The organism is Oscillospiraceae bacterium, from assembly GCA_025758045.1.
Taxonomy (GTDB): domain Bacteria; phylum Bacillota; class Clostridia; order Oscillospirales; family Ruminococcaceae; genus Gemmiger.
Map to the genome: position 1 here is coordinate 1232676 of CP107208.1, position 19266 is coordinate 1251941.

17 protein-coding genes, 1 tRNA gene and 2 pseudogenes are annotated in these 19266 nt (G+C 54.1%); 11 read left to right on the plus strand and 9 right to left on the minus strand.

What is annotated here, in order from left to right; genetic code table 11:
- Positions 1-4 precede the first annotated feature (4 nt).
- The 3 genes from OGM81_05890 (at position 5) to OGM81_05900 (ending at position 2814) form a co-directional block, all read left to right on the plus strand.
- Complete coding sequence (locus OGM81_05890; GenBank protein ID UYJ44658.1) at positions 5-1204, plus strand: site-specific integrase; 1200 nt, start codon at positions 5-7, stop codon at positions 1202-1204.
- Positions 1205-1366: 162 nt separating this feature from the next.
- Positions 1367-2542 carry a site-specific integrase gene (locus OGM81_05895; protein UYJ44659.1) on the plus strand — a complete coding sequence of 392 codons (1176 nt, stop codon included), beginning with the start codon at positions 1367-1369 and terminating at the stop codon, positions 2540-2542.
- Positions 2539-2814: a hypothetical protein gene (locus OGM81_05900; protein UYJ44660.1), complete on the plus strand. Its 276-nt coding sequence runs from the start codon at positions 2539-2541 to the stop codon at positions 2812-2814. Before OGM81_05895 ends, OGM81_05900 begins: the two co-directional genes overlap by 4 nt.
- Before the next feature lie 62 nt (positions 2815-2876).
- Here the strand turns inward: OGM81_05900 and OGM81_05905 are convergent.
- Positions 2877-2953, minus strand: a tRNA-Arg gene (locus OGM81_05905).
- Between the two features lie 781 nt (positions 2954-3734).
- Here OGM81_05905 and OGM81_05910 point away from each other — a divergent pair.
- The gene (locus OGM81_05910) at positions 3735-3866 is read left to right on the plus strand and encodes a hypothetical protein (GenBank protein UYJ44661.1); all 132 of its coding nucleotides are present in this window, start codon (positions 3735-3737) and stop codon (positions 3864-3866) included.
- Between the two features lie 230 nt (positions 3867-4096).
- On the opposite strand, the gene OGM81_05915 is transcribed toward OGM81_05910, so the two are convergent.
- Entirely contained in the window at positions 4097-4495 is a 399-nt protein-coding gene (locus tag OGM81_05915; protein UYJ44662.1) for a hypothetical protein, read from the minus strand.
- Between the two features lie 138 nt (positions 4496-4633).
- On the opposite strand from OGM81_05915, the gene OGM81_05920 reads away from it, so the two are divergent.
- Entirely contained in the window at positions 4634-4933 is a 300-nt protein-coding gene (locus tag OGM81_05920) for a recombinase family protein (GenBank protein ID UYJ44976.1), read from the plus strand.
- On the opposite strand, the gene OGM81_05925 is transcribed toward OGM81_05920, so the two are convergent.
- Genes OGM81_05925 through OGM81_05945 form a run of 5 tightly spaced genes read right to left on the minus strand, consistent with a single transcriptional unit; the run spans position 4852 to position 10554 of the window.
- Positions 4852-6060, minus strand: coding sequence for a carboxynorspermidine decarboxylase (locus OGM81_05925; protein ID UYJ44663.1), 1209 nt, complete (start codon positions 6058-6060; stop codon positions 4852-4854). The genes OGM81_05920 and OGM81_05925 overlap by 82 nt on opposite strands.
- A complete protein-coding gene (locus tag OGM81_05930; GenBank protein ID UYJ44664.1) occupies positions 6060-7319 on the minus strand; it encodes a saccharopine dehydrogenase family protein in 1260 nt (419 codons plus the stop codon). The genes OGM81_05925 and OGM81_05930 overlap by 1 nt, the downstream gene beginning before the upstream one ends.
- A 37-nt stretch (positions 7320-7356) precedes the next feature.
- Positions 7357-8214: an agmatinase gene (gene speB, locus OGM81_05935; protein UYJ44665.1), complete on the minus strand. Its 858-nt coding sequence runs from the start codon at positions 8212-8214 to the stop codon at positions 7357-7359.
- The gene (gene speE / locus OGM81_05940; GenBank protein UYJ44666.1) at positions 8214-9071 is read right to left on the minus strand and encodes a polyamine aminopropyltransferase; all 858 of its coding nucleotides are present in this window, start codon (positions 9069-9071) and stop codon (positions 8214-8216) included. The genes speB and speE overlap by 1 nt, the downstream gene beginning before the upstream one ends.
- A 16-nt stretch (positions 9072-9087) precedes the next feature.
- Positions 9088-10554: an aminotransferase class V-fold PLP-dependent enzyme gene (locus tag OGM81_05945; protein UYJ44667.1), complete on the minus strand. Its 1467-nt coding sequence runs from the start codon at positions 10552-10554 to the stop codon at positions 9088-9090.
- Between the two features lie 573 nt (positions 10555-11127).
- On the opposite strand from OGM81_05945, the gene OGM81_05950 reads away from it, so the two are divergent.
- Both OGM81_05950 and OGM81_05955 read left to right on the plus strand, forming a co-directional pair.
- Complete coding sequence (locus tag OGM81_05950) at positions 11128-11421, plus strand: hypothetical protein (protein UYJ44668.1); 294 nt, start codon at positions 11128-11130, stop codon at positions 11419-11421.
- A 197-nt stretch (positions 11422-11618) separates the two neighbouring features.
- Positions 11619-11747 (plus strand): annotated as a pseudogene (locus tag OGM81_05955) (MerR family transcriptional regulator).
- A gap of 178 nt (positions 11748-11925) precedes the next feature.
- Here OGM81_05955 and OGM81_05960 read toward each other — a convergent pair.
- Positions 11926-12081 (minus strand): annotated as a pseudogene (locus tag OGM81_05960) (recombinase family protein).
- 314 nt (positions 12082-12395) lie between these two features.
- On the opposite strand from OGM81_05960, the gene OGM81_05965 reads away from it, so the two are divergent.
- On the plus strand, positions 12396-13325 hold the full coding sequence (locus OGM81_05965; GenBank protein ID UYJ44669.1) for an alpha/beta hydrolase: 930 nt from the start codon (positions 12396-12398) through the stop codon (positions 13323-13325).
- Positions 13326-13433: 108 nt separating this feature from the next.
- Here the strand turns inward: OGM81_05965 and OGM81_05970 are convergent, their stop codons facing one another.
- On the minus strand, positions 13434-14303 hold the full coding sequence (locus tag OGM81_05970; protein ID UYJ44670.1) for a patatin family protein: 870 nt from the start codon (positions 14301-14303) through the stop codon (positions 13434-13436).
- 132 nt (positions 14304-14435) lie between these two features.
- On the opposite strand from OGM81_05970, the gene aroD reads away from it, so the two are divergent.
- The 3 genes from aroD (at position 14436) to OGM81_05985 (ending at position 19083) form a co-directional block, all read left to right on the plus strand.
- The gene (gene aroD, locus OGM81_05975; GenBank protein UYJ44671.1) at positions 14436-15161 is read left to right on the plus strand and encodes a type I 3-dehydroquinate dehydratase; all 726 of its coding nucleotides are present in this window, start codon (positions 14436-14438) and stop codon (positions 15159-15161) included.
- Positions 15158-16054: an Ig-like domain-containing protein gene (locus tag OGM81_05980; GenBank protein UYJ44672.1), complete on the plus strand. Its 897-nt coding sequence runs from the start codon at positions 15158-15160 to the stop codon at positions 16052-16054. Before aroD ends, OGM81_05980 begins: the two co-directional genes overlap by 4 nt.
- Positions 16055-16281: 227 nt before the next feature.
- On the plus strand, positions 16282-19083 hold the full coding sequence (locus OGM81_05985) for a methylase (protein ID UYJ44673.1): 2802 nt from the start codon (positions 16282-16284) through the stop codon (positions 19081-19083).
- Positions 19084-19266 lie beyond the last annotated feature (183 nt).

Consider the following 19266-nt stretch of genomic DNA (forward strand, 5'->3'; position numbering starts at 1 on the left):
TACAATGGCTTACATTAAGAAAAAATCCGAACGAAAATTCAAAATCACTGTCTGCAACGGCTACAAGGTCAACGGTCAGAAGCGAATGAAAGCGCAGACCATCACTGTGCCATCATCCGTGCCAAAGCGCGGCATTCAGCAGTATGTCATGGCTGAAGCGGAACGCATTGAGAAAAAGTTCAAGTATGGCGTTGAAGAAAGTGACCAAACCCATTTTGAGCAGTACGCGGAAAACTGGCTCAAGCGGCAGGAACCGTTCTTTAAGGCTACCACTTACGCAGGGTACAAACGCAATCTGGATATTGTTTACCCGCTGATTGGGGGCATTCCACTTGCAAAGTTGCTTCCCATGACCCTAGAGGAAATGTGCGAAGAATTGCGCAAGCGCCCCGGACGTGGTGGAAACTGCATCAAGGAAACAACGGTGCAGAAATACCTCGAAACGGTTTCTTCGGTACTGGAAGATGCCAAGAAAAATGACATCATTCCGTTCAATCCGGCGCACCGTGTCCGCAAGAAGCATTTTGAGAAGGAAGTGCAGCATATTCCGCAGAAATATGAAATGGGTAAACTGATGCAGGCAATTCAGAACGAACCGATTCTGTATCGGGCGTACTACATACTGGCAATCACGACCGGGTTGCGGCGTGGGGAACTGTGTGCTCTGCAATGGGGGGACATAACCGGTGCTTGTGAACTGACCGTCCGCCGTTCCCGCAGCTGTGCATCCGGGGAAATCGTAGAGAGTGACTCCAAGAGTCATCGGGAACGGATCGTAACCATTCCGCTGGGTATATGGGAGCTTTTGATGGCGCTGCGACAGCAGCAGGTGCTGCATAGCGGCGTTCCGGATAGAGAGCAGCCGATTTTTACAGACCCCGATGGTCATGTACCGCACCCGGATACCTTTACCCGACATCTGCGTAAGCTGTATAAGCAATGCGGATTATCTGAGGATTACCACCTGCACACCCTGCGGCATTTCTACGCAACGTACTTGCTGCAGGAAGGCACCAGCAAACAGGTGGCGGCATCCCTGCTGGGTCATGCGGATACGGCATTCTTGGAACGCACCTACTGCCACCCGCAGGATGCTGTAAAGCTTCAGGCCGCAAACCTGATGCAGGATTTGTTGAACAGCCAAAATCCGTGCTATGTTGCATTTATGAAAAATAAGAATAGAAAAGCCAAGAAAGCAGGTTAAATAAGCAGGCGGCACCGTCAGAGATGGCGGTGCCGTTTTGTCGGTTTTACGATAGATTCTGCGCGAAAGATTGGTGGTTCTGGTGATAGCTTTCTGTCGCAGTTGTCGGTATGCTTTGTAGTACCAGAGGTCAATAAAACATACAAAGGAGCGTTGAAAACAATGGCGTCTATCAGAAAACGCGGCAGTAACAGTTACTTGATTGTGGTATCTCGTGGGTATGATTATGAGGGCAACAGGCTGAAATCGGTGCAGAAAACGGTCAAGCCACCCAAGGAGTACACACCCAAACAGGCAGAGAAATGGGTAAAGGAGCAAGCAATTCTATTTGAACGCGAGGTACAGCATACGCCGGAACCCATCAATCGAAGCATCACGCTGGCAAAGTACATTGAGCATTGGGCGGCTGACATAGGACCGAAGAAGCTGGCGGACTCAACATACCAACGAGATTTGCAGGATATTCGCAGAATCCTGCCCGCGTTGGGAAACTACAAGCTGACGGATTTACGCAAGGAGGTTATCCGAGATTTCTATGAGCAGATGAGGCATAGCCCGCGTTTGGACGGCAGAGGGAATCTATCCGAGAAGTCAGTCGAAGGCTTACACAACACGCTGTGCGGCATCCTGTCGGCGGCTGTGGACGAGGGCTATTTGACCCACAATCCTGCATGGCGGTGCTATAAGCCCAAAGGAAAAAAGAAAGAACGCCCCGTAGCCGATGAGGAAACCGTAAAAAAGTTGATTACAGCTTTCGAGGGTCAGAGCATGAAATACGAAACCTATTTCAAGCTGGTGCTGGCAACCGGACTGCGCAGGGGTGAAGCCTGTGGGCTGAAATGGAGTGACATCAACTGGCGCAAACGGACGATTCATGTACAGCGCGGAGTCGTGAAGTTGAGCCACCAAGAGTCCATCACGAAAGACCCTAAGACCAGCAGCGGTGATCGTATGGTCTACTTGAGCAAAGAAATGTGCCAGCTATTGAAAGCGTGGCGGAAAGAGTGTGAGTGGGATAGAGCGCAGACAGCAAATGAAACCGTGGACGATAATGATTATTTGTTCCGCCAGCCGAACGGAAAGCCTATGTGCCCTAGTACATTCACATATAGATTCAAGCTGATTTTGAAGGCTAACAACCTGCCGCTGGATTTGAGTGTGCATAGCTTGCGCCATACCAATGCCAGCCTGCTGATTGCACAGGGTGTGGATGTGCGCACGGTGGCTAGTCTATTGGGCCACGCACAGGCCAGTACAACGCTGGACATTTACGCCCACGCCTTTGACAAGAACAAACGCAAGGCGCAGGAGAAACTCGGAAAGGCGATTGGATTATGACGAGAAAAATCAAGCTGACACGCGCAAACAAAAGTATCTTACTGAAAGCACTGGCACCCTATTACTATCAAGAAAAGGCACTTGGCCATAACACGGAAAACCCGGAGCGACTGATACTGAAAATTGATTCTGTCCCAGCCGATAAAAAAGCTACTTTTTCTACAGAAGAAATCCGCCTCATGCGAATCACTATAAACAGGCTGAGGAACGAGCGTCTAGGAAAAGGGCAGTACACCGATGCTGCAGACGATATGCTGCTAAAATTATTCTGAAAATCAAACACTAACAAAAACAAAAAACCTCATTGCAAAAAATACATCGCAATGAGGTTTTCTGGTGCGACCGGGAGGATTCGAACCTCTGGCCTTCCGGGTCGGAGCCGAACGCTCTATCCAGCTGAGCTACGATCGCTTATGTATGAAAAACGTCGTTCTGACGTATTTCAATCTTGTAAAGTGGTCAATTTCCAATAGTGGTCAATTCGTGGTCTGACTACCGGTGACCACCGCGTTTTTGCAAGTGCAAATTACGCTGTATCGAACAAAAACAAGCCTAAAACCTGCCATGTCGCAGTTGTCGGAGCCGAACGCTCTATCCAGCTGAGCTACGATCGCTTATGTATGAAAAACGCAGTTACAGCGTATTTCAATCTTGTAAAGTAGTCAATTTCCAATAGTGGTCAATTCGTGGTCTGACTACCGTTGACCACCGCGTTTTTGTGAGTGCAAATCGCGCTGTATCGAGCAAAAACAAGCCTAAAACCTGTCCTGTCGCAGTTGTCGGAGCCGGACGCTCTATCCAACTGAGCTGCGATCGCTCATATGCCACATTTATGTGACTAATATAGTATAGCAAACCTGTCGCAAAAATGCAAATATTTCTTGGCGAATCCTTACGGAAAGTTTCTTACCGCCTACGTGCCGCACAGCTTCATGGGCAAATTGTAAACAATTTTCACTTTTCTTGCGTAATTTTTGTCAGTTTGGCAGGAGGATTATCTTTTGTACCATGCCGCGTTTGTGCTTCCGGCAGTGTTTGCCTGCTACAAGACCGATGGAAACCTGAAAAAGCTGAAAAAGGACAATGCTTACCTGCATCAGCTGATCGATGCCAATATCGAGGGCTATCGAGCAATCCGAAACGCCGGGCACGAAATTTTGCCGGATGCGGACAAGGAATTTGAGGGTGCAGCATGGACAAGGAAAAGAAGCCCTATATTTTCGTTGGACTTGTCTGTGTGCGGGAGAAATATCAGGGGCAGGGCTATGCCCGGAACGGCCAGTACACCCACATGGTGGATCTGCAGACCGAAAGCCAGCGCTAGGCCATCTGACCCAATTCAAAAACAGCCCCGCGGCACAACAAAAAAGGACATCTATTCAAAAGAATAGGTGTCCTTTTTAGCACTTGAATGCGTAAGACGTTTCGGGTTCAAGTCGAACGTAATCTCCCAACTCTTTCGCATGAGAGATTCAGCATTGTGGAGCCGGTAGTACAGTTCGAGAAACTTTTGGGGAACATCATAGTTTTCATCAATAAATAGGAAATAACTGTTTAACGGGCATCCCCGATCACCTGCTGGCGCGGGGTGTGCTCAAAGGCTTTTGCCGCCTGGTCTACCTGAATTTTCGCATGTTTCAGAAGCGTCTTGATGATGGTCGCCAGGTGATCCTGTTCCTCCAGGTGGTCCACCATATTCTTACAGCTCTCCGGGAGATATTCAGCCATATCTTTACAGACATCAGCCAGGTCACCTATGAAGCCCCAGCAGCTATCCGTAAGCTCGCCGTTTTTGTAAAGCTCAAAGCCGTAACACTCGCCCCGCAGGTAGGAATCATAAGCGGCCACTTCGCTGCGCATCAGATCCTCCGCCTTTTTCCGAATGGCGCCAGTCATTTTTTCACCGCCGAACTCTTTCCTGTCCCAGGGATCATTGAAACTTGTAGTCTGCATGGCAAGGCCGCTGTGATCCATGAGATAAAGGGGCAGCGTAATGTATTTTTATCGGAGATCACCTTCATCATGGCGTCATCAACCGCCCGTTCCTCTGTCTTTGGATCGTGCCGGAACCGGCTGCTCACAATGTTCACCATGTGTTCATACAATGTTTCCCAAACAAACGGTGTTTGGAGTACATCAACGGTCCTGCGCATTTTAGAAGATCAAAGATATATCGGTACCTATGTAATTGGCAAGAGAAAAGTAAAAGAGATTGGCAGCCGACATACACAGTTAAAGGATGAAAGTAAGTGGTCCAAAATACCGAACCATCATCCGGCTACGCAGAACTGCCATAGGAAGTGGACCAATCATTTTCCAACCCGATGTTTGAAATTGCTGTACCCAAAGGTTGTGATTTCCCGTGTTGTACCGTCAGGCCTGCGGGCGTAGATGGCGGGCAGTGGCATACCGTTGAAGGTGTTGTTTTTGCAGGTGGTATAAATCGCCATATCGCCAAAAACCAGCAAATCTCCCACGGCGGGCACGGCGTCAAAGCTGTAATCACCGATGATGTCCCCCGCAAGGCAGGTCGGGCCTGCAAGGCGCACAGTGCAGGCTTTTTCACCGGGTTCGCCCGCGCCCAGCAGCGGCGGGCGGTAGGGCATCTCAATGACATCCGGCATATGGCAGGCGGCGCTGGTATCCAGAATCGCAATTGTGGTATCGCCGTTTTGCACTACATCCAGTACGCGGGTTAGGAGATACCCCGCGTTCAGGGCGCAGGCCTCGCCGGGTTCCAGATAGACCGTCACGCCCCAGTCTTGATGGGCGCGGCGGATGCAGCGCTCCAGCGTGGTCATGTTGTAGCCGGGGCGGGTGATGTGGTGCCCGCCGCCGAAATTCAGCCACTGCATTTTGGACAGCAGGTCGCTGAATTTATCGGCCACTGCGTCCAGCGTTACGGCCAACGCGTCGGCATCCTGCTCACACAGGGTGTGGAAATGCAGGCCGTCCAACAGCGCGGGCAGTGCCGGGTCAGCCGCCACGGCGGCATCCCACTGCGCGCGGGTTGTGCCCAAGCGGCTGCCGGGGGCGCAGGGGTCATAAATCGCGTGGCCGTCCTGCGTCGAGCACTCCGGGTTGATACGCAGGCCCACACTCTTCTCCGCTGCTTTGGCCGCGGGGCCGAACTTTGCCAGCTGTGCCGGAGAGTTGAAGACGATATGGTCGGCATATTGCAGCAGTTCTTCCATTTCGTCCGCGCGATAGGCCGCGCAGAAGACATGAACTTCTTTGCCGGGCATTTCCTCCGCGCCCAGCCGCGCTTCAAACAGGCCGCTGGCTTCGGTGCCCGCCAAGTGCGGCGCCAGCAGCGGGTATAAATCGTAGTTGCTGAACGCTTTTTGCGCCAGCAGCACCCTGCACCCAGTGCGTCGGGAAAGATTGCCCAGAATTTCCGCGTTACAGGTCAGGGCGGCTTCATCCAGCAGGTAGCAAGGCGTGGGCAGGGCGGCAAATTCCGGCGACACCGCGCCGTCGATGGCCGCAAACGGCGGCCGTGCATCGCGCTGTACCATCAGTCCACCAAAACCGGGTTATGGTTCTCACTGCGGGGCAGGCCGTACTTGTCCAGTGCATTGAGGAACGGATCAGGGTTAAATTCCTCGACCGTGTAGACACCGGGCTTCGTCCACTCGCCGGTCAGCATCATCAGCGCGCCGCACATGGCGGGCACACCCGTGGTGTAGCTGATGGCCTGACTGCCGACCTCGCGGTAGCATTCCTGATGGTCGCATACATTATAAATGTAGTAAGTCTTGTCCTTGCCGTCCTTTTTGCCGGTGAAGATGCAGCCGATGTTCGTCTTGCCCTTGGTGCGGGGGCCGAGGCTGGCGGGGTCAGGCAGCAGAGCTTTCAAGAACTGGATGGGCACGATCTCCTGACCGTTGTAGTTGATCGGTGTGGTGGAGAGCATGCCCACATCCTCCAGACAACGCATATGGTCAAGGTAGCTCTGGCCGAAAGTCATAAAGAAGCGGATGCGCTTGACATCGGGCAGGTTTTTGCCCAAGGACTCAATTTCCTCGTGATGCAGCAGGTACATATCCTTCTGGCCGACCTGATCGAAGTTGTATTCCCGCTTGATGCTCATGGGCGGAATCTCGACCCACTTGCCGTTCTCCATGTAGCTGCCGGGAGCGGAGACTTCGCGCAGGTTGATTTCGGGGTTAAAGTTGGTGGCAAAGGCGTAGCCGTGGTCGCCGCCGTTGCAGTCGAGAATGTCGATCGTGTCAATAGAGTCGAACTCATGTTTGGCGGCGTAGGCGCAGTAGGCCTGCGTCACACCCGGGTCAAAGCCACAGCCCAGCAGCGCAGTCAGGCCGGCATCCTCAAACTTTTTCTTGTAGGCCCACTGCCAGCTGTAATCGAAGTAGGCGGAAAAGCCTTCCTCCTTGCAGCGCTTCTCGTAGATAGCACGCCAGGTGGGGTCGTCGGTGTTTTCGGGTTCGTAGTTGGCGGTGTCCATGTAGTTGACGCCGCAGGCAAGGCAGGCGTCCATGATAGTTAGATCCTGATACGGCAGGGCAATGTTCATAACGAGGTCAGGCCTGTAGCTGTTGATGAGGTCGCACAGCTGCTGGACGTCGTCGGCATCGACCTGCGCGGTGGTGATTTTGGTCTGGGTGGTGGGTGCCAGCTTGGCGGCCAGCGCGTCGCACTTGGATTTGGTGCGGCTGGCGATGCACAGCTCTGTGAAGACATCGCTAACCTGACAGCACTTGGAGATGGCGACGCTTGCCACGCCGCCGCAGCCGATAACAAGAACTTTGCTCATGATAGAACTCCTTTATGTTTGAATTTATAACAGATTTTTATTTTTCCAGTGCCAGCAGCAGCTCCCGCAGCACCTTGCAGGCCATAGCCGTGGAAACGCCGCTCTGGTCGAGCATGGGAGCCAGCTCGTTGACGTCCGCGCCGACGATGATCGCTTTCGTCACGGTGCGGATGGCCCCAAGCAGCTGCAAAAAGCTGACACCGCCCGCTTCGGGCGTGCCTGTGCCGGGGAAGGCCGACGGGTCAAGGCAGTCGAGGTCGATGGTCAGATAGACAGGCACATCGGCCTGGCATAGCCAGTCGGTCAGCTCGGCCAGCCCGGTAAAGTCGAACTTGTGCATATCGGTGTGCCGCGCGGCGAACTGAAATTCCTCCCGTTCACCGCTGCGGATGCAGAACTGGTGGATGCGCCCGTCGCCGACCAAATCATGACAGCGGCGCAGCACGCAGGCGTGGCTCAGCTGTGCGCCGAGGTAATCGTCCCGCAGATCGGCGTGGGCGTCAAAATGGACGATGTGCAGATCGGGATATTTGCGCACGGCTGCGCGCACGGCACCCAGGGTCACAAGATGCTCGCCGCCGAGCAGAAGCGGCAGCTTGCCGTCCCGCAGGATCTCCGCCGCGCGGGATTCGATGTCCACCAGGGCGCTCTCGCTTGAGCCGAAGCACAGCTCCAAATCACCGCTGTCAAAGACGCTGCCGTCCGTCAGGTCCTTGTCCTGATAGGGGCTGTAGGTTTCCAGCCCGTAGCTTTCGTGCCGCATGGCAGCGGGGCCGAACCGCGCGCCGGGACGGTAGCTGGTGGTGGAATCAAACGGTGCGCCGTACAAAACAATGCTTGCCGTGCGGTAGCTGCTGTCGCAGCCGATGAAATTTTCAACATTGCGATGCAGCATCAGTGTTCCTCCACTTCGCGCAGCATTTCCTCCAGAAACGCCGGCAGGTAAAATGCACCGACATGCAGCCGGGTCGTGTAATAGCGGGTGCGCATGTTCAGCGCATTCCACGCATCGGCGTCCATATCGTTGATGGGATGATATTTTTTGCTGGCAAAGCCGAACAGCCAGTAGCCCGCCGCAAAGGTAGGGATGTGTGCCTGATACACCTTGCTGATCGGGAAGGTGCTGGCGATGCGCTTGTGGCTGCGCTGCATGGCGGTCGCGTCCTCAGCATAGAAGGGGCTGCCCTGCTGGTTGACCATGATGCCGTCCGCGCGCAGCGCGTTGAAGCAGTTGCCGTAAAACTCGCGGGTGAACAACCCCTCCGACGGGCCGAACGGGTCGGAGGAATCCACGATGATGAGGTCGTACTCTTCCTCGCACTTGCGGATGAATTTCAGCGCGTTCTCGTAATAAATGTGTACGCGGCGGTCGTCCATGCGGCAGGCGTTGCCGGGCAGATAGGCACGGCAGGCTTCGATGACCTGCGGGTCCATCTCCACAAGGTCGATGCGCTCCACGCGGTCGTAGCGGGTCAGTTCCCGCACTACACCGCCGTCGCCTGCGCCGATAACAAGAATGTCCTTGGCGTTTTTGTGTACCGACATCGGCACATGGGTAATCATCTCGTCGTAGATGAACTCGTCGCGCTCGGTCAGCATGACGTTGCCGTCCAGCGTCAGCACGCGGCCAAACTCCGGTGTCTCAAAAATGTCGATGCGCTGGTAGTCGCTCTGCTTGGAGTAAAGCTGGCGGTTGACCCGGATGCTGTGCTTGACATCAGGGGTGTGAAATTCCGAAAACCACATTTCCATACTGCAAACCTCCCTGTCAAGCCAGCACATTCAGCCGCAGAATGTCCGGGTCCTCGGGGCCGGTCATGCTGCAGCCCTTGGCCTTGGCATACTCGATATAATCCAAGATCTGCGCGGTGATGCGCTCGCCCGGGGCAAGGATCGGGATGCCCGGGGGATAGCACATGACGAACTCGCTGCAGACCATGCCCTCTGTCTCACGCAGGGGCAGGCTCTTTTTGGGGGCGTAAAATGCTTCCTGCGGGCTGGCGGCAACTTCGGGGTCGATGTATTCCTGACTCAAAAGGCCTGCGCCGTCAGTGTGGTAGCGGCGCTTGATCTCGGCCAGTGCGCTGACAAGGCGCTCAACCTCCTGCGGGCGGTCACCGATGGAGAGATAGGCCAGAATGTTGCCGATGTCGCCGAACTCGATCTGGATGTCGTATTCATCGCGCAGGATGTCGTACACCTCGATGCCCGCAAGGCCGATGTCCAGCGTGTGAACGCTCAATTTTGTCGTATCAAAGTCAAAAACGGAGTTGCCGTTGCAAAGCTCCTTGCCGAAGGCATAGTACCCGCCCACAGCGTTGATCTCCTCGCGCGCGTACTCGGCCATGTCGGCCACCTGATGGAACACCTGCTGGCCCCGCAGTGCCAGATTGCGGCGGGAAATGTCAAGGCTCGACATCAGAAGATAGCTGCCGGAGGTCGTCTGTGTCAGATTGATGATCTGCCGCACATAGCCCGCGTGGACGTTGGGGCCGGTCAGCAGCAGGCTGGATTGGGTCAGGCTGCCGCCGCTCTTGTGCATCGAGACGGAGGCCATATCCGCGCCCGCCGCCATAGCCGAGACCGGCAGCCCGCCGCCGAAATAAAAATGCGTGCCGTGGGCTTCGTCCGCAAGGCAGAGCATCCCGGCGTCATGCGCCATCCGCACAATGGCGCGCAGATCGCTGCAGATGCCGTAGTAGGTGGGGTTATTAACCAGTACCGCCACGGCGTTGGGGTGGTCGGCAATGGCCTTGGCCACCTGCTCCCGCTTCATGCCTAGACTGATGCCGAGGCGGTTGTCCACCTCCGGGTTGACGTAGACCGGCACCGCGCCGCAGAGCACCAGCGCGTTCAGCACGCTGCGGTGGACATTGCGTGGCAGGATGATTTCATCCCCGCGCTTGCAGGCCGTCAGCACCATGCTCTGCACCGAGCTCGTTGTGCCGCCCACCATCAAAAAGGCGTGTGCCGCGCCAAACGCATCGGCGGCCAGCTCCTCGGCTTCGCGGATGACCGAAACCGGGTGGCAGAGATTGTCCAGCGGCTTCATGCTGTTGACATCCACACCAACGCACTGCTGGCCCAAAAACGCGGTCAGCTCCGGATTGCCGCGCCCGCGCTTGTGCCCCGGCACGTCAAAGGGAACAACGCGCATCCTGCGGAAATTTTCGAGCGCTTCATGGATGGGTGCGCGGCGCTGATCCAGCCGGGTGCGCTTTGCTTCTCCGTTCATTTTTACCTCCGTTCGCGATCCCTTTGCAAAACAAAAAACGCAAGCCATGCACAGATGTGCAGACTTGCGTTCGAATTCAGCATATTTGGACACAGGCCGATTACCCCCCGATACCTCACCGAGAGAACGTCCTGCATGATTCAAAAAGGCTGAGCGTGTCAGAGTCTATATAGCAATCTTACTTTTACTACTCTTTATTGACCGTTTCACAAGTCTGCACGCCAAAACGTGCAATTTCATGGCTGTAAAGGAACCAACTTATAAAATTTGAGCTTTTAACTCAATCAATAAGGCAACCCAAAGTTGCCGATCGGCAGTGGACCCGGCTGTCCGTATGGCCTTAGCCCCTGACGGGCGGTCCGTAGGTAAATTGCTTTGAAAAACTCTCACAAACTCGATTCGTCTTTCAAAATCGAGACAAAGTATAGCATAGGGAAATCGCGCTGTCAATATTTTGATGAAAAAATTTCTACGATTAAAAAGTTGTACTCTTATGTCACCAACAAAAACCGAGTTGGTTCACACAACAGGGGCAGTAAAAACGCCCCGGAAAAAGAAAGTAAGGGTACAAAAATGAAGTACGAAATCGTAGGTATCGAACACGCAGTTGGCGACTTTACTCCCACTACGGGCAAAAACGCGAACACCGTCCAGCACTATGACGTGTATCGTCTGCACACGCTGAAAAACAGCAAGGACGCATACGGTCAGATTACGGCCGTCGTTCGCGCAACGCCTGACCAGATAGGCAAGATTATGGCTGACCTCGGCGGCAATATCGCAGACGTTCCCGGTCACATCCTCGACATGGAAGTCCACAACAGCTTCGGAAAAATCAACCTCACCGATCACGATGTTGTAGAATAATGAAGCCTGCCCCACCACCAGTTGTTCGACCACCACCAGATAACTGCCAGTGGGGCGGTGAATATAGCTGTTCTTTCCTCCGTAAGGGCGGCTATCTTCACCGCCCCGCACATTTTGTCAGACTTCGGTTTGACATTCCACGGGTGCTACGCCCGTGGAATGTCAAATGTCATGTCAAAACAAAAAGGTGGTACACAATGCTCCGATTCAAATGCTGGTATTATGATCAGGCGATTCAGGACGGTAGCGAGGATTGGATCAAGAGCCTGCTTCCAGACCATCTGCCGGATGATATTCAGCCCCTCTATGACCATGCACATCAATAAAAAGAACGTCTCAGCCAATGTTCAGACAGACATCGGCTGAGACGCTTGTTATAAAAGATTACTCAAATTTTCGATCATACAGCAGTGCTGCAATCAGCATGGTGGTCGTCTGCCACATACAGGCTGGAGTTCCGGCCATTGTGAAATGGGAAGAGGGCCATGCCGTAATGGTTGACCTCCATACCGTACGGGCAATATCATAGGGGCCTTTGCCCTCAATGGTCAGTTGGAAGATGCGTCGCACCACGGCAGCCGCTTCCTCGTCAATCAGCCAGTGGTATTTGTTCTCCGGGTCTTTCTTATAGCCATAGATGGCACAGTTGGTGGTAAACTGTTCCTGTTTCGCTTGCTCCATAGGCTTCCTCCTTGCGTGATTGGTTGGTTTTTGATATAATGTGTTTGGTTTCGTTAGCTGTAAGCCAACCGTGTCTTTCTGTTTGTTTTCCATGTTCTTTTTCTCCTTTCTGTCCTTTGTGTTTTATGACAGTAACCTTAGTAACTCGCGTTTAGATTACCCTTTCACTAATAGGAGAAAAACGGGGTGTAAATCGGAACTGTTTTTTAAAAAAAGAAAAACAGTTTTTCGGGAGATGAAGCTATTGTGGAACCATGGGAGCATAATCTAAACAAAGTGAGGTGCACAAACCTATGAAACGTGTTGCCGCTGCCCTTACCGCTGCTGCGGCGGCAGGCCTGGGCGCTGCCTATGGCATCTACCACCTGGCTTTTTTCCAGCGGCCGAAGCTGGATATTCCCACGGCAGAGGAGTGGGCGCAGGGTTCTCGCTTTTTGCCGCAGATCCGCGAAAACGTGGAGTTTGTGGACAGCCTGCCCTGCGACTATGTACATATCACCGCCGATGACGGTACTTCGCTGTCGGCTCGGTACTGCCACGAGGCCGACGACGCGCCAATCGCCATCATCATGCACGGCTACCGCGCCACTGCGATGCGCGACACGATGGGGCTGATCGTGCTATGCAAAAAGCTGGGCTACAACCTGCTGATGCCGGACCAGCGTGCCCACGGGCGCAGTGACAGCTACACCATCACCATGGGCGCGCAGGAGCGCTACGATGCCCGCGCCTGGGCGTACTGGGCTTCAGTGCGGTCCAGCGGCAAGGTTCCCATCTTTTTAATGGGCGTCTCGATGGGCGCAGCCACCGTTCTGCTGGCCAGCGGGCTGGACCTTCCGGACAGCGTTCACGGCATCATCGCGGATTGCGGCTACTCCAGCATCCGGGACATCTGCCGCACCTGTCTGCCCAAGTACCTGCCGCACGTGCCGGTGGGACCGGGCTATGCCGTCGGCAAAGCTGGTGCCAAGATCTTCGGCCGCTTTGACCCCGATACCGTGGATTGCCGCAAGGCCGTGGCGCAAAGCAAGGTTCCGATTCTCTTCATCCACGGCAGCGCGGACGACTTTGTGCCCTGCAGCATGAGCCGCGAAAACTACGACGCTTGCGCCAGCGAGAAAGAGCTGCTCGTCATTCCCGGTGCCACCCACGCCATGTCCTACTACTACGACACACCCGCCTACACCAAGGCCGTGACAGACTTTTTGAAAAAGCACATCTAAAACCAAAATTCAAAACGCTCCCTGCAGGCAGGACCGCATCGCATGCACAGGTCCGCCGCCGGGAGCGTTTTTATTTCAATCGCTCAGGCTGCAAAAGGGGAGTGGTCACTATTTTTCCAAATACTCCATCATACCGTCCAATTTTTGCTGCATTTCCTTGTAACCGCGGATGTAGAGTTCCGTCAGCTTCTCGGTACTGCCCTCGAAGCGGCCGATGCCTACCGGCTCATCGGGGCGGATAACGCAGATGCGTCCCTCGTCTTCCAGTGCATCGATCTGGTCCAGCAAAGCGTTGTAGCGCATCTCCTGGGTCAGCAGCGTGGCCAGGAACAACGGTTTATCGCCATAAAAATCATCATACAGTTCCACCATGCGCTGGCTGGGCTGCTTTTTTCGGAAACCTTTCTCCCTCGTGGCCACGATGACGATCTTGGCAAAGCCCTGGCGCAGCGCCCAGTTGATGGGGATGGGGCAGGCGCAGCCGCCGTCCAGGTAGCTGTGGCCGTCGATCTTGACCGGCACCGATGCCAGCGGCAAACTGGCCGAAGCCTTGACCGCCTGCTTAAAGTCCAAACCTGGCTGGTCTTTTTCAAAGTAGACTGCCTTGCCGGTCTCCACGCAGGTAGCCACGGCAAACATTCGCTGGCCGCCGTTTTTAAACATATCCTCGTCAAAGGGGACTTCCTTTTCAATGTCATTCAGCAAAAAGTTCAAGCCGAACAAGCTGCCGCCTTTCACTGCCGCCAGCGGGCCAAAGTACCGCCGGTCGTGGCGGTAGCGCAGGTTGATGCTGGCCGCGCGGCCAGGCTGGTGGGCCACATAGTTATAGGCGTTCAGTGCCCCGGCCGACACCCCCGCCACGGCTGGGAAGTACAGGTCATGCTCCATCAAAATATCCAGCGCGCCGGCGGTATACAGCCCGCGCAGCGAGCCACCCTCCAGCAAAATCAACGAATTTTCCGGCAGTTTTGTGTTCATAAGCACACCCTCCATTTATACAGATTATTGTAGCGCGGGGCGGAGGGTATCGCAAGCGAAAGCTGTTGTACAAAACCCAAAAAATGTGGTAAAATGCAGGCAAAGTATTGCTGCCAACAAAAGGAGTGCCTTATGATCGAACTGCACGCCGAAGCTCCCAAAATTATCGTCCCGTTGTTTGCCCGCACTCTGCCGGAGCTGACCGCCCAGGCCTCCGCTGCGCAGCGTGCCGACGCTGCTGACCTGGTGGAGCTGCGCCTGGACCCGCTGCCCCGGCAGGATTGGCCGACGGCTTTGGCTCAGGTGCGCGCCGCCATAACGAAACCGCTCATCGTGACCATCCGCACAGCGCGGGAGGGCGGTGAAGTCGACCTGACCCCCACCGAGTACGGCGAAGCCTGCCAGGCACTTTTGGCGCAGGGCAGTGCAGACGCACTGGACATTGAATGGCTGGCGGACAAGACCCTGACCGAGGAGCTGCGGGACGCCGCCCACCGGGCGGGTGTTTCGGCGCTGTTCAGCGAGCACCACTTTGGTTCCACGCCCGACACAGGCGTCATGACTGACGCACTGGTGGGCATGCTGGATCTGGGCGCAGACATCGCCAAGCTGGCCGTCATGCCCCGCAACCGCGCCGACGCCGCCCGCCTGCTGTTGGCTACGGCTCAGGCGGCCGTCCAGCGCCCGGGCAAAGCCCTTATTACTATGAGTATGGGCCGCGACGGCGCCGTGACCCGCTACTGCGGCGGCGCGTTTGGCAGCGCGGCCACTTTTGGCACGCTGTCCGCCGCCAGCGCCCCCGGCCAGCCGCCGGTGACTCTGCTGAAAGAAAAGCTGATTTTAGGCGAAGATTTATGAAATACCGTGCATTTTTACCGGCTCTGGCCCTTCTTTTGCTGACGGCCTGCGGCAAAGCGGAGCTGACCGGCATCAGCCTACAGCCTGTCACCGTGCAGGCCGGGGAAACCGCCAAAGCCGCCGTGCAGTACGAGACCGCGGGCAAAGCTTCAGACACCGCGATCCAAACTGCGGTGGATGCCAATCACTGGACCTGGCAGACCGGGGACGAGAACATTGCCACCGTGAACAGCCAGGGCGTCGTCACTGGGCTGCACGGCGGTGAGACCACCCTGACCCTGACGGACGCCAGCGGCGACCTGACCGCCAGCTGCACCGTGCAGGTGACCAACCCGCTGCGGGAGCTTATTCTAAACGACATTGTGCTGTACCTTGACGAGCGCACCGAGATCGTTTCGGATTATGACGGCACCGAGCGAATCTCCCATTATCCGTCCAGCCATGCCAGCATCCTCTGCCGCTTTGTGCCGGAGGATGCCACCGGCCGCGAGCCGGTGACCTACCAAATCGCGGATGAAAGCATCGCCAGGCTGGACGGGCAGTGGCTAGTGCCGGTGGCCTACGGGACCACGACCCTGACCGCCACATGCAGTGGCAAGACGGCCACCGCCACGGTCACTGTGGTGCGCATCCCGGAGGAGATTCATCTAAACATTAAGGAGATCCGGCTGAAGCCGGGGGAGACCGTCCAGCTTTCGGCGGAGTTTGAGCTGGCCGACGCAGACCTGTACACGGCCCTGCGCTGGACCACCGACACCCGGGGCGTTGCCACCGTAGACGAAAACGGCCTGGTAACCGCGGTCGGCCCCGGATACACCTACATCCGGGCGACCTCCACCCTGAGCGACTACCCGGAAGGGTATTGCGACGTCACGGTGGAGAACGGGGAATAATATTGATAAAAAGGGGGCTGCACCACACCCGGTGCATCTCCCTTTTTTATGTATGAGTATTTACTAAAACTGTAAGCATCGAAGTTCCTGTTGCTAATTATAAAAAAGCACACGCTAAAATGTTCCATGTGGAACATTTTGCGGCCCACTTTTCTATTAAACATAATTGCCGTAAACTAGGCTTTATGTTATGATAAAGATAACTTTCATGTTATGAGGTGACCGCTATGACCGCTGCGCAGCAACAACAAGCCGCAAAGAATTTTGCCGCCTACTGGAAAGGCAAAGGCTACGAAAAAGGGGAAAGTCAATCCTTTTGGCTTTCTCTCTTGCGTGATGTCTATGGCGTGGAACAGCCGGAACAGTTCATTACATTTGAGGAACAGGTTCACCTCGACCACACCAGCTTTATCGATGGCGCGATTCCGTCCACCAAAGTGCTGATTGAGCAAAAGGGCCTTGGCAAAGACCTGAACAAGCCCATCAAGCAATCAGACGGCACGATGCTGACGCCGTTCCAACAGGCAAAGCGTTATATCACAGAATTGCCTCTTTCCCAGCACCCGCGTTGGGTCGTGACCTGCAATTTCGCGCAGTTCTATGTCTATGATATGGAGCGCCCCGGTGGCGAGCCGGAAATTATCGAGCTGGAAAACCTCGAAAAAGAATACTATCGTCTGCAATTTCTGGTGGACACCGGCAGCGAACACCTCAAGCGTGAGATGGAAGTTTCCATTGCCGCTGGTGAAATTGTAGGGCTTCTGTATGACGCACTATACAAACAATATGCAAATCCGCAGGCCGAACAATCGCTGAAAAGTCTGAACAAGCTGTGTGTGCGGCTGGTGTTCTGCCTGTACGCCGAGGACGCGGGGATTTTTGGTCGGCACGGTATGTTCCACGATTATCTGGCTGCGTTCGACACGCGCGGTATGCGCAAGGCGTTGGTGGAACTGTTTCGCGTGCTGGACACCAAGCCGCAAGACCGCGACCCCTATCTGCAGGACGATAACCCGGAGTTGGCCGCGTTCCCTTATGTCAACGGCGGCTTGTTCAGTGATGAAAATATAGAGATACCGCCCTTTACCGATGAAATCCGCAATTTGCTGCTGAACAAAGCCAGCGAGGATTTCAACTGGGCGGAAATCAGCCCCACGATTTTCGGCGCGGTGTTTGAAAGCACCCTGAACCCGGAAACGCGCCGCAGCGGCGGCATGCACTATACCAGCATTGAAAATATCCACAAGGTCATTGACCCGCTGTTCTTGGACGAACTGAAGAACGAACTTGACGAAATCAGCACCATCCCGGTAGAACGCACAAAGAAAGCGAAACTGCGGGCCTTTCAGCACAAGCTGGCGTCACTGACGTTCTTAGACCCGGCATGCGGCAGCGGCAACTTTTTAACAGAAACGTATTTGAGCCTGCGCCGCCTGGAAAACAAGATTTTGCTGGAACTCTCCCACGGTCAGGTTACGATGTACTCCGCCAGCGAAAGCCCGATACAGGTTTCTATCAGCCAGTTTTACGGCATCGAGATCAATGACTTTGCCGTGACGGTTGCAAAAACTGCACTTTGGATTGCCGAAAGCCAGATGATGAAAGAGACGGAGAAAATTCTGCTCGTCCCGCTGGAATTTCTGCCGCTGAAAACGAACGCATTCATCGTAGAGGGCAACGCCCTGCAGGTGGATTGGGAGAGCGTGGTGCCCAAGGATAAGCTGAATTATATAATGGGAAACCCGCCGTTTGTGGGGGCGTCGTACTGCTCTGCTTCACAAAAACAAGACGTATCCAGCCTATACGGAAAGATAAAACTTTCTAATAGCCTTGATTATGTTGCTGGTTGGTATTATAAGGCTTGTGACATGATTAAGGGGACTCCTATTTGTTGTGCATTCGTATCTACAAACAGCATCACCCAAGGAGAGCAAGTTGCTCCTATCTGGGGGACGCTTATAGAAAGATTCAACATTGAAATCGATTTTGCATATAAAACCTTCATTTGGGAAAGCGAAGCATCCTCAAAAGCTCATGTTCATGTTGTTATCATTGGCTTTTCAATAAAGAACTCCAAAAGCAAAAGTAAAATCGTGTATGATAATGGATTGACAGGCGAATATGAAAACATAAACCCTTATTTGATTGATGCTCCTAATGTATTTATCGAAAGTCGTGCTACTAATCTGTGTAAAATGCCTCGTATCATTCATGGCAGTAAGCCGAGTGATGGCGGAAATTTGATTTTATCGAGAGAGGAAAAAGATTTTCTAATTAAGTCTGAACCTCTGGCAGAAAAATATATTCGGAAATACTCTGGCGGTGTCGATTTTCTTCGGAATCAAGAACGATATTGCTTATGGTTAGTTGGTGCTAGTCCGAGTGATTTAGCAAAGATGCCCTTAGTTAGAAAAAGAGTAGAAGCAGTACGGCAATCACGACTATCAAGTTCCGCAAAAGCTACTGTGCAAAAGGCTGATACCCCAACCTTATTTTTTACAATAACTCAACCTCAAACTGGTATGATGTTGGTCGGTCCGCAGGTTTCGTCTGGAAAACGGAAGTATATTCCTTTCGGATTTTATTCGCACGAAATCATTGCAAGCGACAAACTTCTAATAATGCCTGATTCTAATTTGTTTATTTTCGGCATTATGATGTCTAACTGCCATAACGCTTGGGTTCGGGCATTTGCTGGAAGATTAAAGTCTGATTTTACATATTCTGTTAATATTGTCTACAACAACTTCCCGTGGCCTGCACCAACCGAACAGCAAAAAGCCAAAATCGAACAAACCGCACAAGCGATTCTGGACGCACGCGCTCTTTACCCGGACAGCAGCCTTGCCGACCTGTATGATGAATTGACCATGCCGCCGGAACTCCGCAAAGCCCATCAAGCCAACGACCGCGCCGTTATGGACGCTTACGGATTCATAAAAGGAACTGCCGCAAGAACCAGCGAAAGCGCCTGTGTTGCTGAGTTAATGAAACTCTACCAGCAAAAAGTATCGGAACTGGAGAAATAGTAGCAAAACACCCCTGAGTTATAGGCTCGGGGGTGTTTTTAGGTGCAGGACGCGCACTTTCTATTCTTTGAAAGAGGCGGTGTGACCCGTACGGGAATCTCCCGCGCCTTAAAAACGCCCCACTGGGGCGTTTTTGCCCGCCGGACGTGCGGCGGGCGCAGGCTTTTCGATTCCCGTACAGGT

Excerpts from the sequence above, each read along its gene's own strand:
- OGM81_05890 (UYJ44658.1), top strand. The coding sequence starts at position 5 with ATGGCTTACATTAAGAAAAAATCCGAACGAAAATTCAAAATCACTGTC.
- OGM81_05895 (UYJ44659.1), top strand. The coding sequence starts at position 1,367 with ATGGCGTCTATCAGAAAACGCGGCAGTAACAGTTACTTGATTGTGGTA.
- OGM81_05900 (UYJ44660.1), top strand. The coding sequence starts at position 2,539 with ATGACGAGAAAAATCAAGCTGACACGCGCAAACAAAAGTATCTTACTG.
- OGM81_05910 (UYJ44661.1), top strand. The coding sequence starts at position 3,735 with ATGGACAAGGAAAAGAAGCCCTATATTTTCGTTGGACTTGTCTGTGTG.
- OGM81_05915 (UYJ44662.1), bottom strand. The coding sequence starts at position 4,495 with ATGCAGACTACAAGTTTCAATGATCCCTGGGACAGGAAAGAGTTCGGC.
- OGM81_05920 (UYJ44976.1), top strand. The coding sequence starts at position 4,634 with ATGTGTTCATACAATGTTTCCCAAACAAACGGTGTTTGGAGTACATCA.
- OGM81_05925 (UYJ44663.1), bottom strand. The coding sequence starts at position 6,060 with ATGGTACAGCGCGATGCACGGCCGCCGTTTGCGGCCATCGACGGCGCG.
- OGM81_05930 (UYJ44664.1), bottom strand. The coding sequence starts at position 7,319 with ATGAGCAAAGTTCTTGTTATCGGCTGCGGCGGCGTGGCAAGCGTCGCC.
- speB (UYJ44665.1), bottom strand. The coding sequence starts at position 8,214 with ATGCTGCATCGCAATGTTGAAAATTTCATCGGCTGCGACAGCAGCTAC.
- speE (UYJ44666.1), bottom strand. The coding sequence starts at position 9,071 with ATGGAAATGTGGTTTTCGGAATTTCACACCCCTGATGTCAAGCACAGC.
- OGM81_05945 (UYJ44667.1), bottom strand. The coding sequence starts at position 10,554 with ATGAACGGAGAAGCAAAGCGCACCCGGCTGGATCAGCGCCGCGCACCC.
- OGM81_05950 (UYJ44668.1), top strand. The coding sequence starts at position 11,128 with ATGAAGTACGAAATCGTAGGTATCGAACACGCAGTTGGCGACTTTACT.
- OGM81_05965 (UYJ44669.1), top strand. The coding sequence starts at position 12,396 with ATGAAACGTGTTGCCGCTGCCCTTACCGCTGCTGCGGCGGCAGGCCTG.
- OGM81_05970 (UYJ44670.1), bottom strand. The coding sequence starts at position 14,303 with ATGAACACAAAACTGCCGGAAAATTCGTTGATTTTGCTGGAGGGTGGC.
- aroD (UYJ44671.1), top strand. The coding sequence starts at position 14,436 with ATGATCGAACTGCACGCCGAAGCTCCCAAAATTATCGTCCCGTTGTTT.
- OGM81_05980 (UYJ44672.1), top strand. The coding sequence starts at position 15,158 with ATGAAATACCGTGCATTTTTACCGGCTCTGGCCCTTCTTTTGCTGACG.
- OGM81_05985 (UYJ44673.1), top strand. The coding sequence starts at position 16,282 with ATGACCGCTGCGCAGCAACAACAAGCCGCAAAGAATTTTGCCGCCTAC.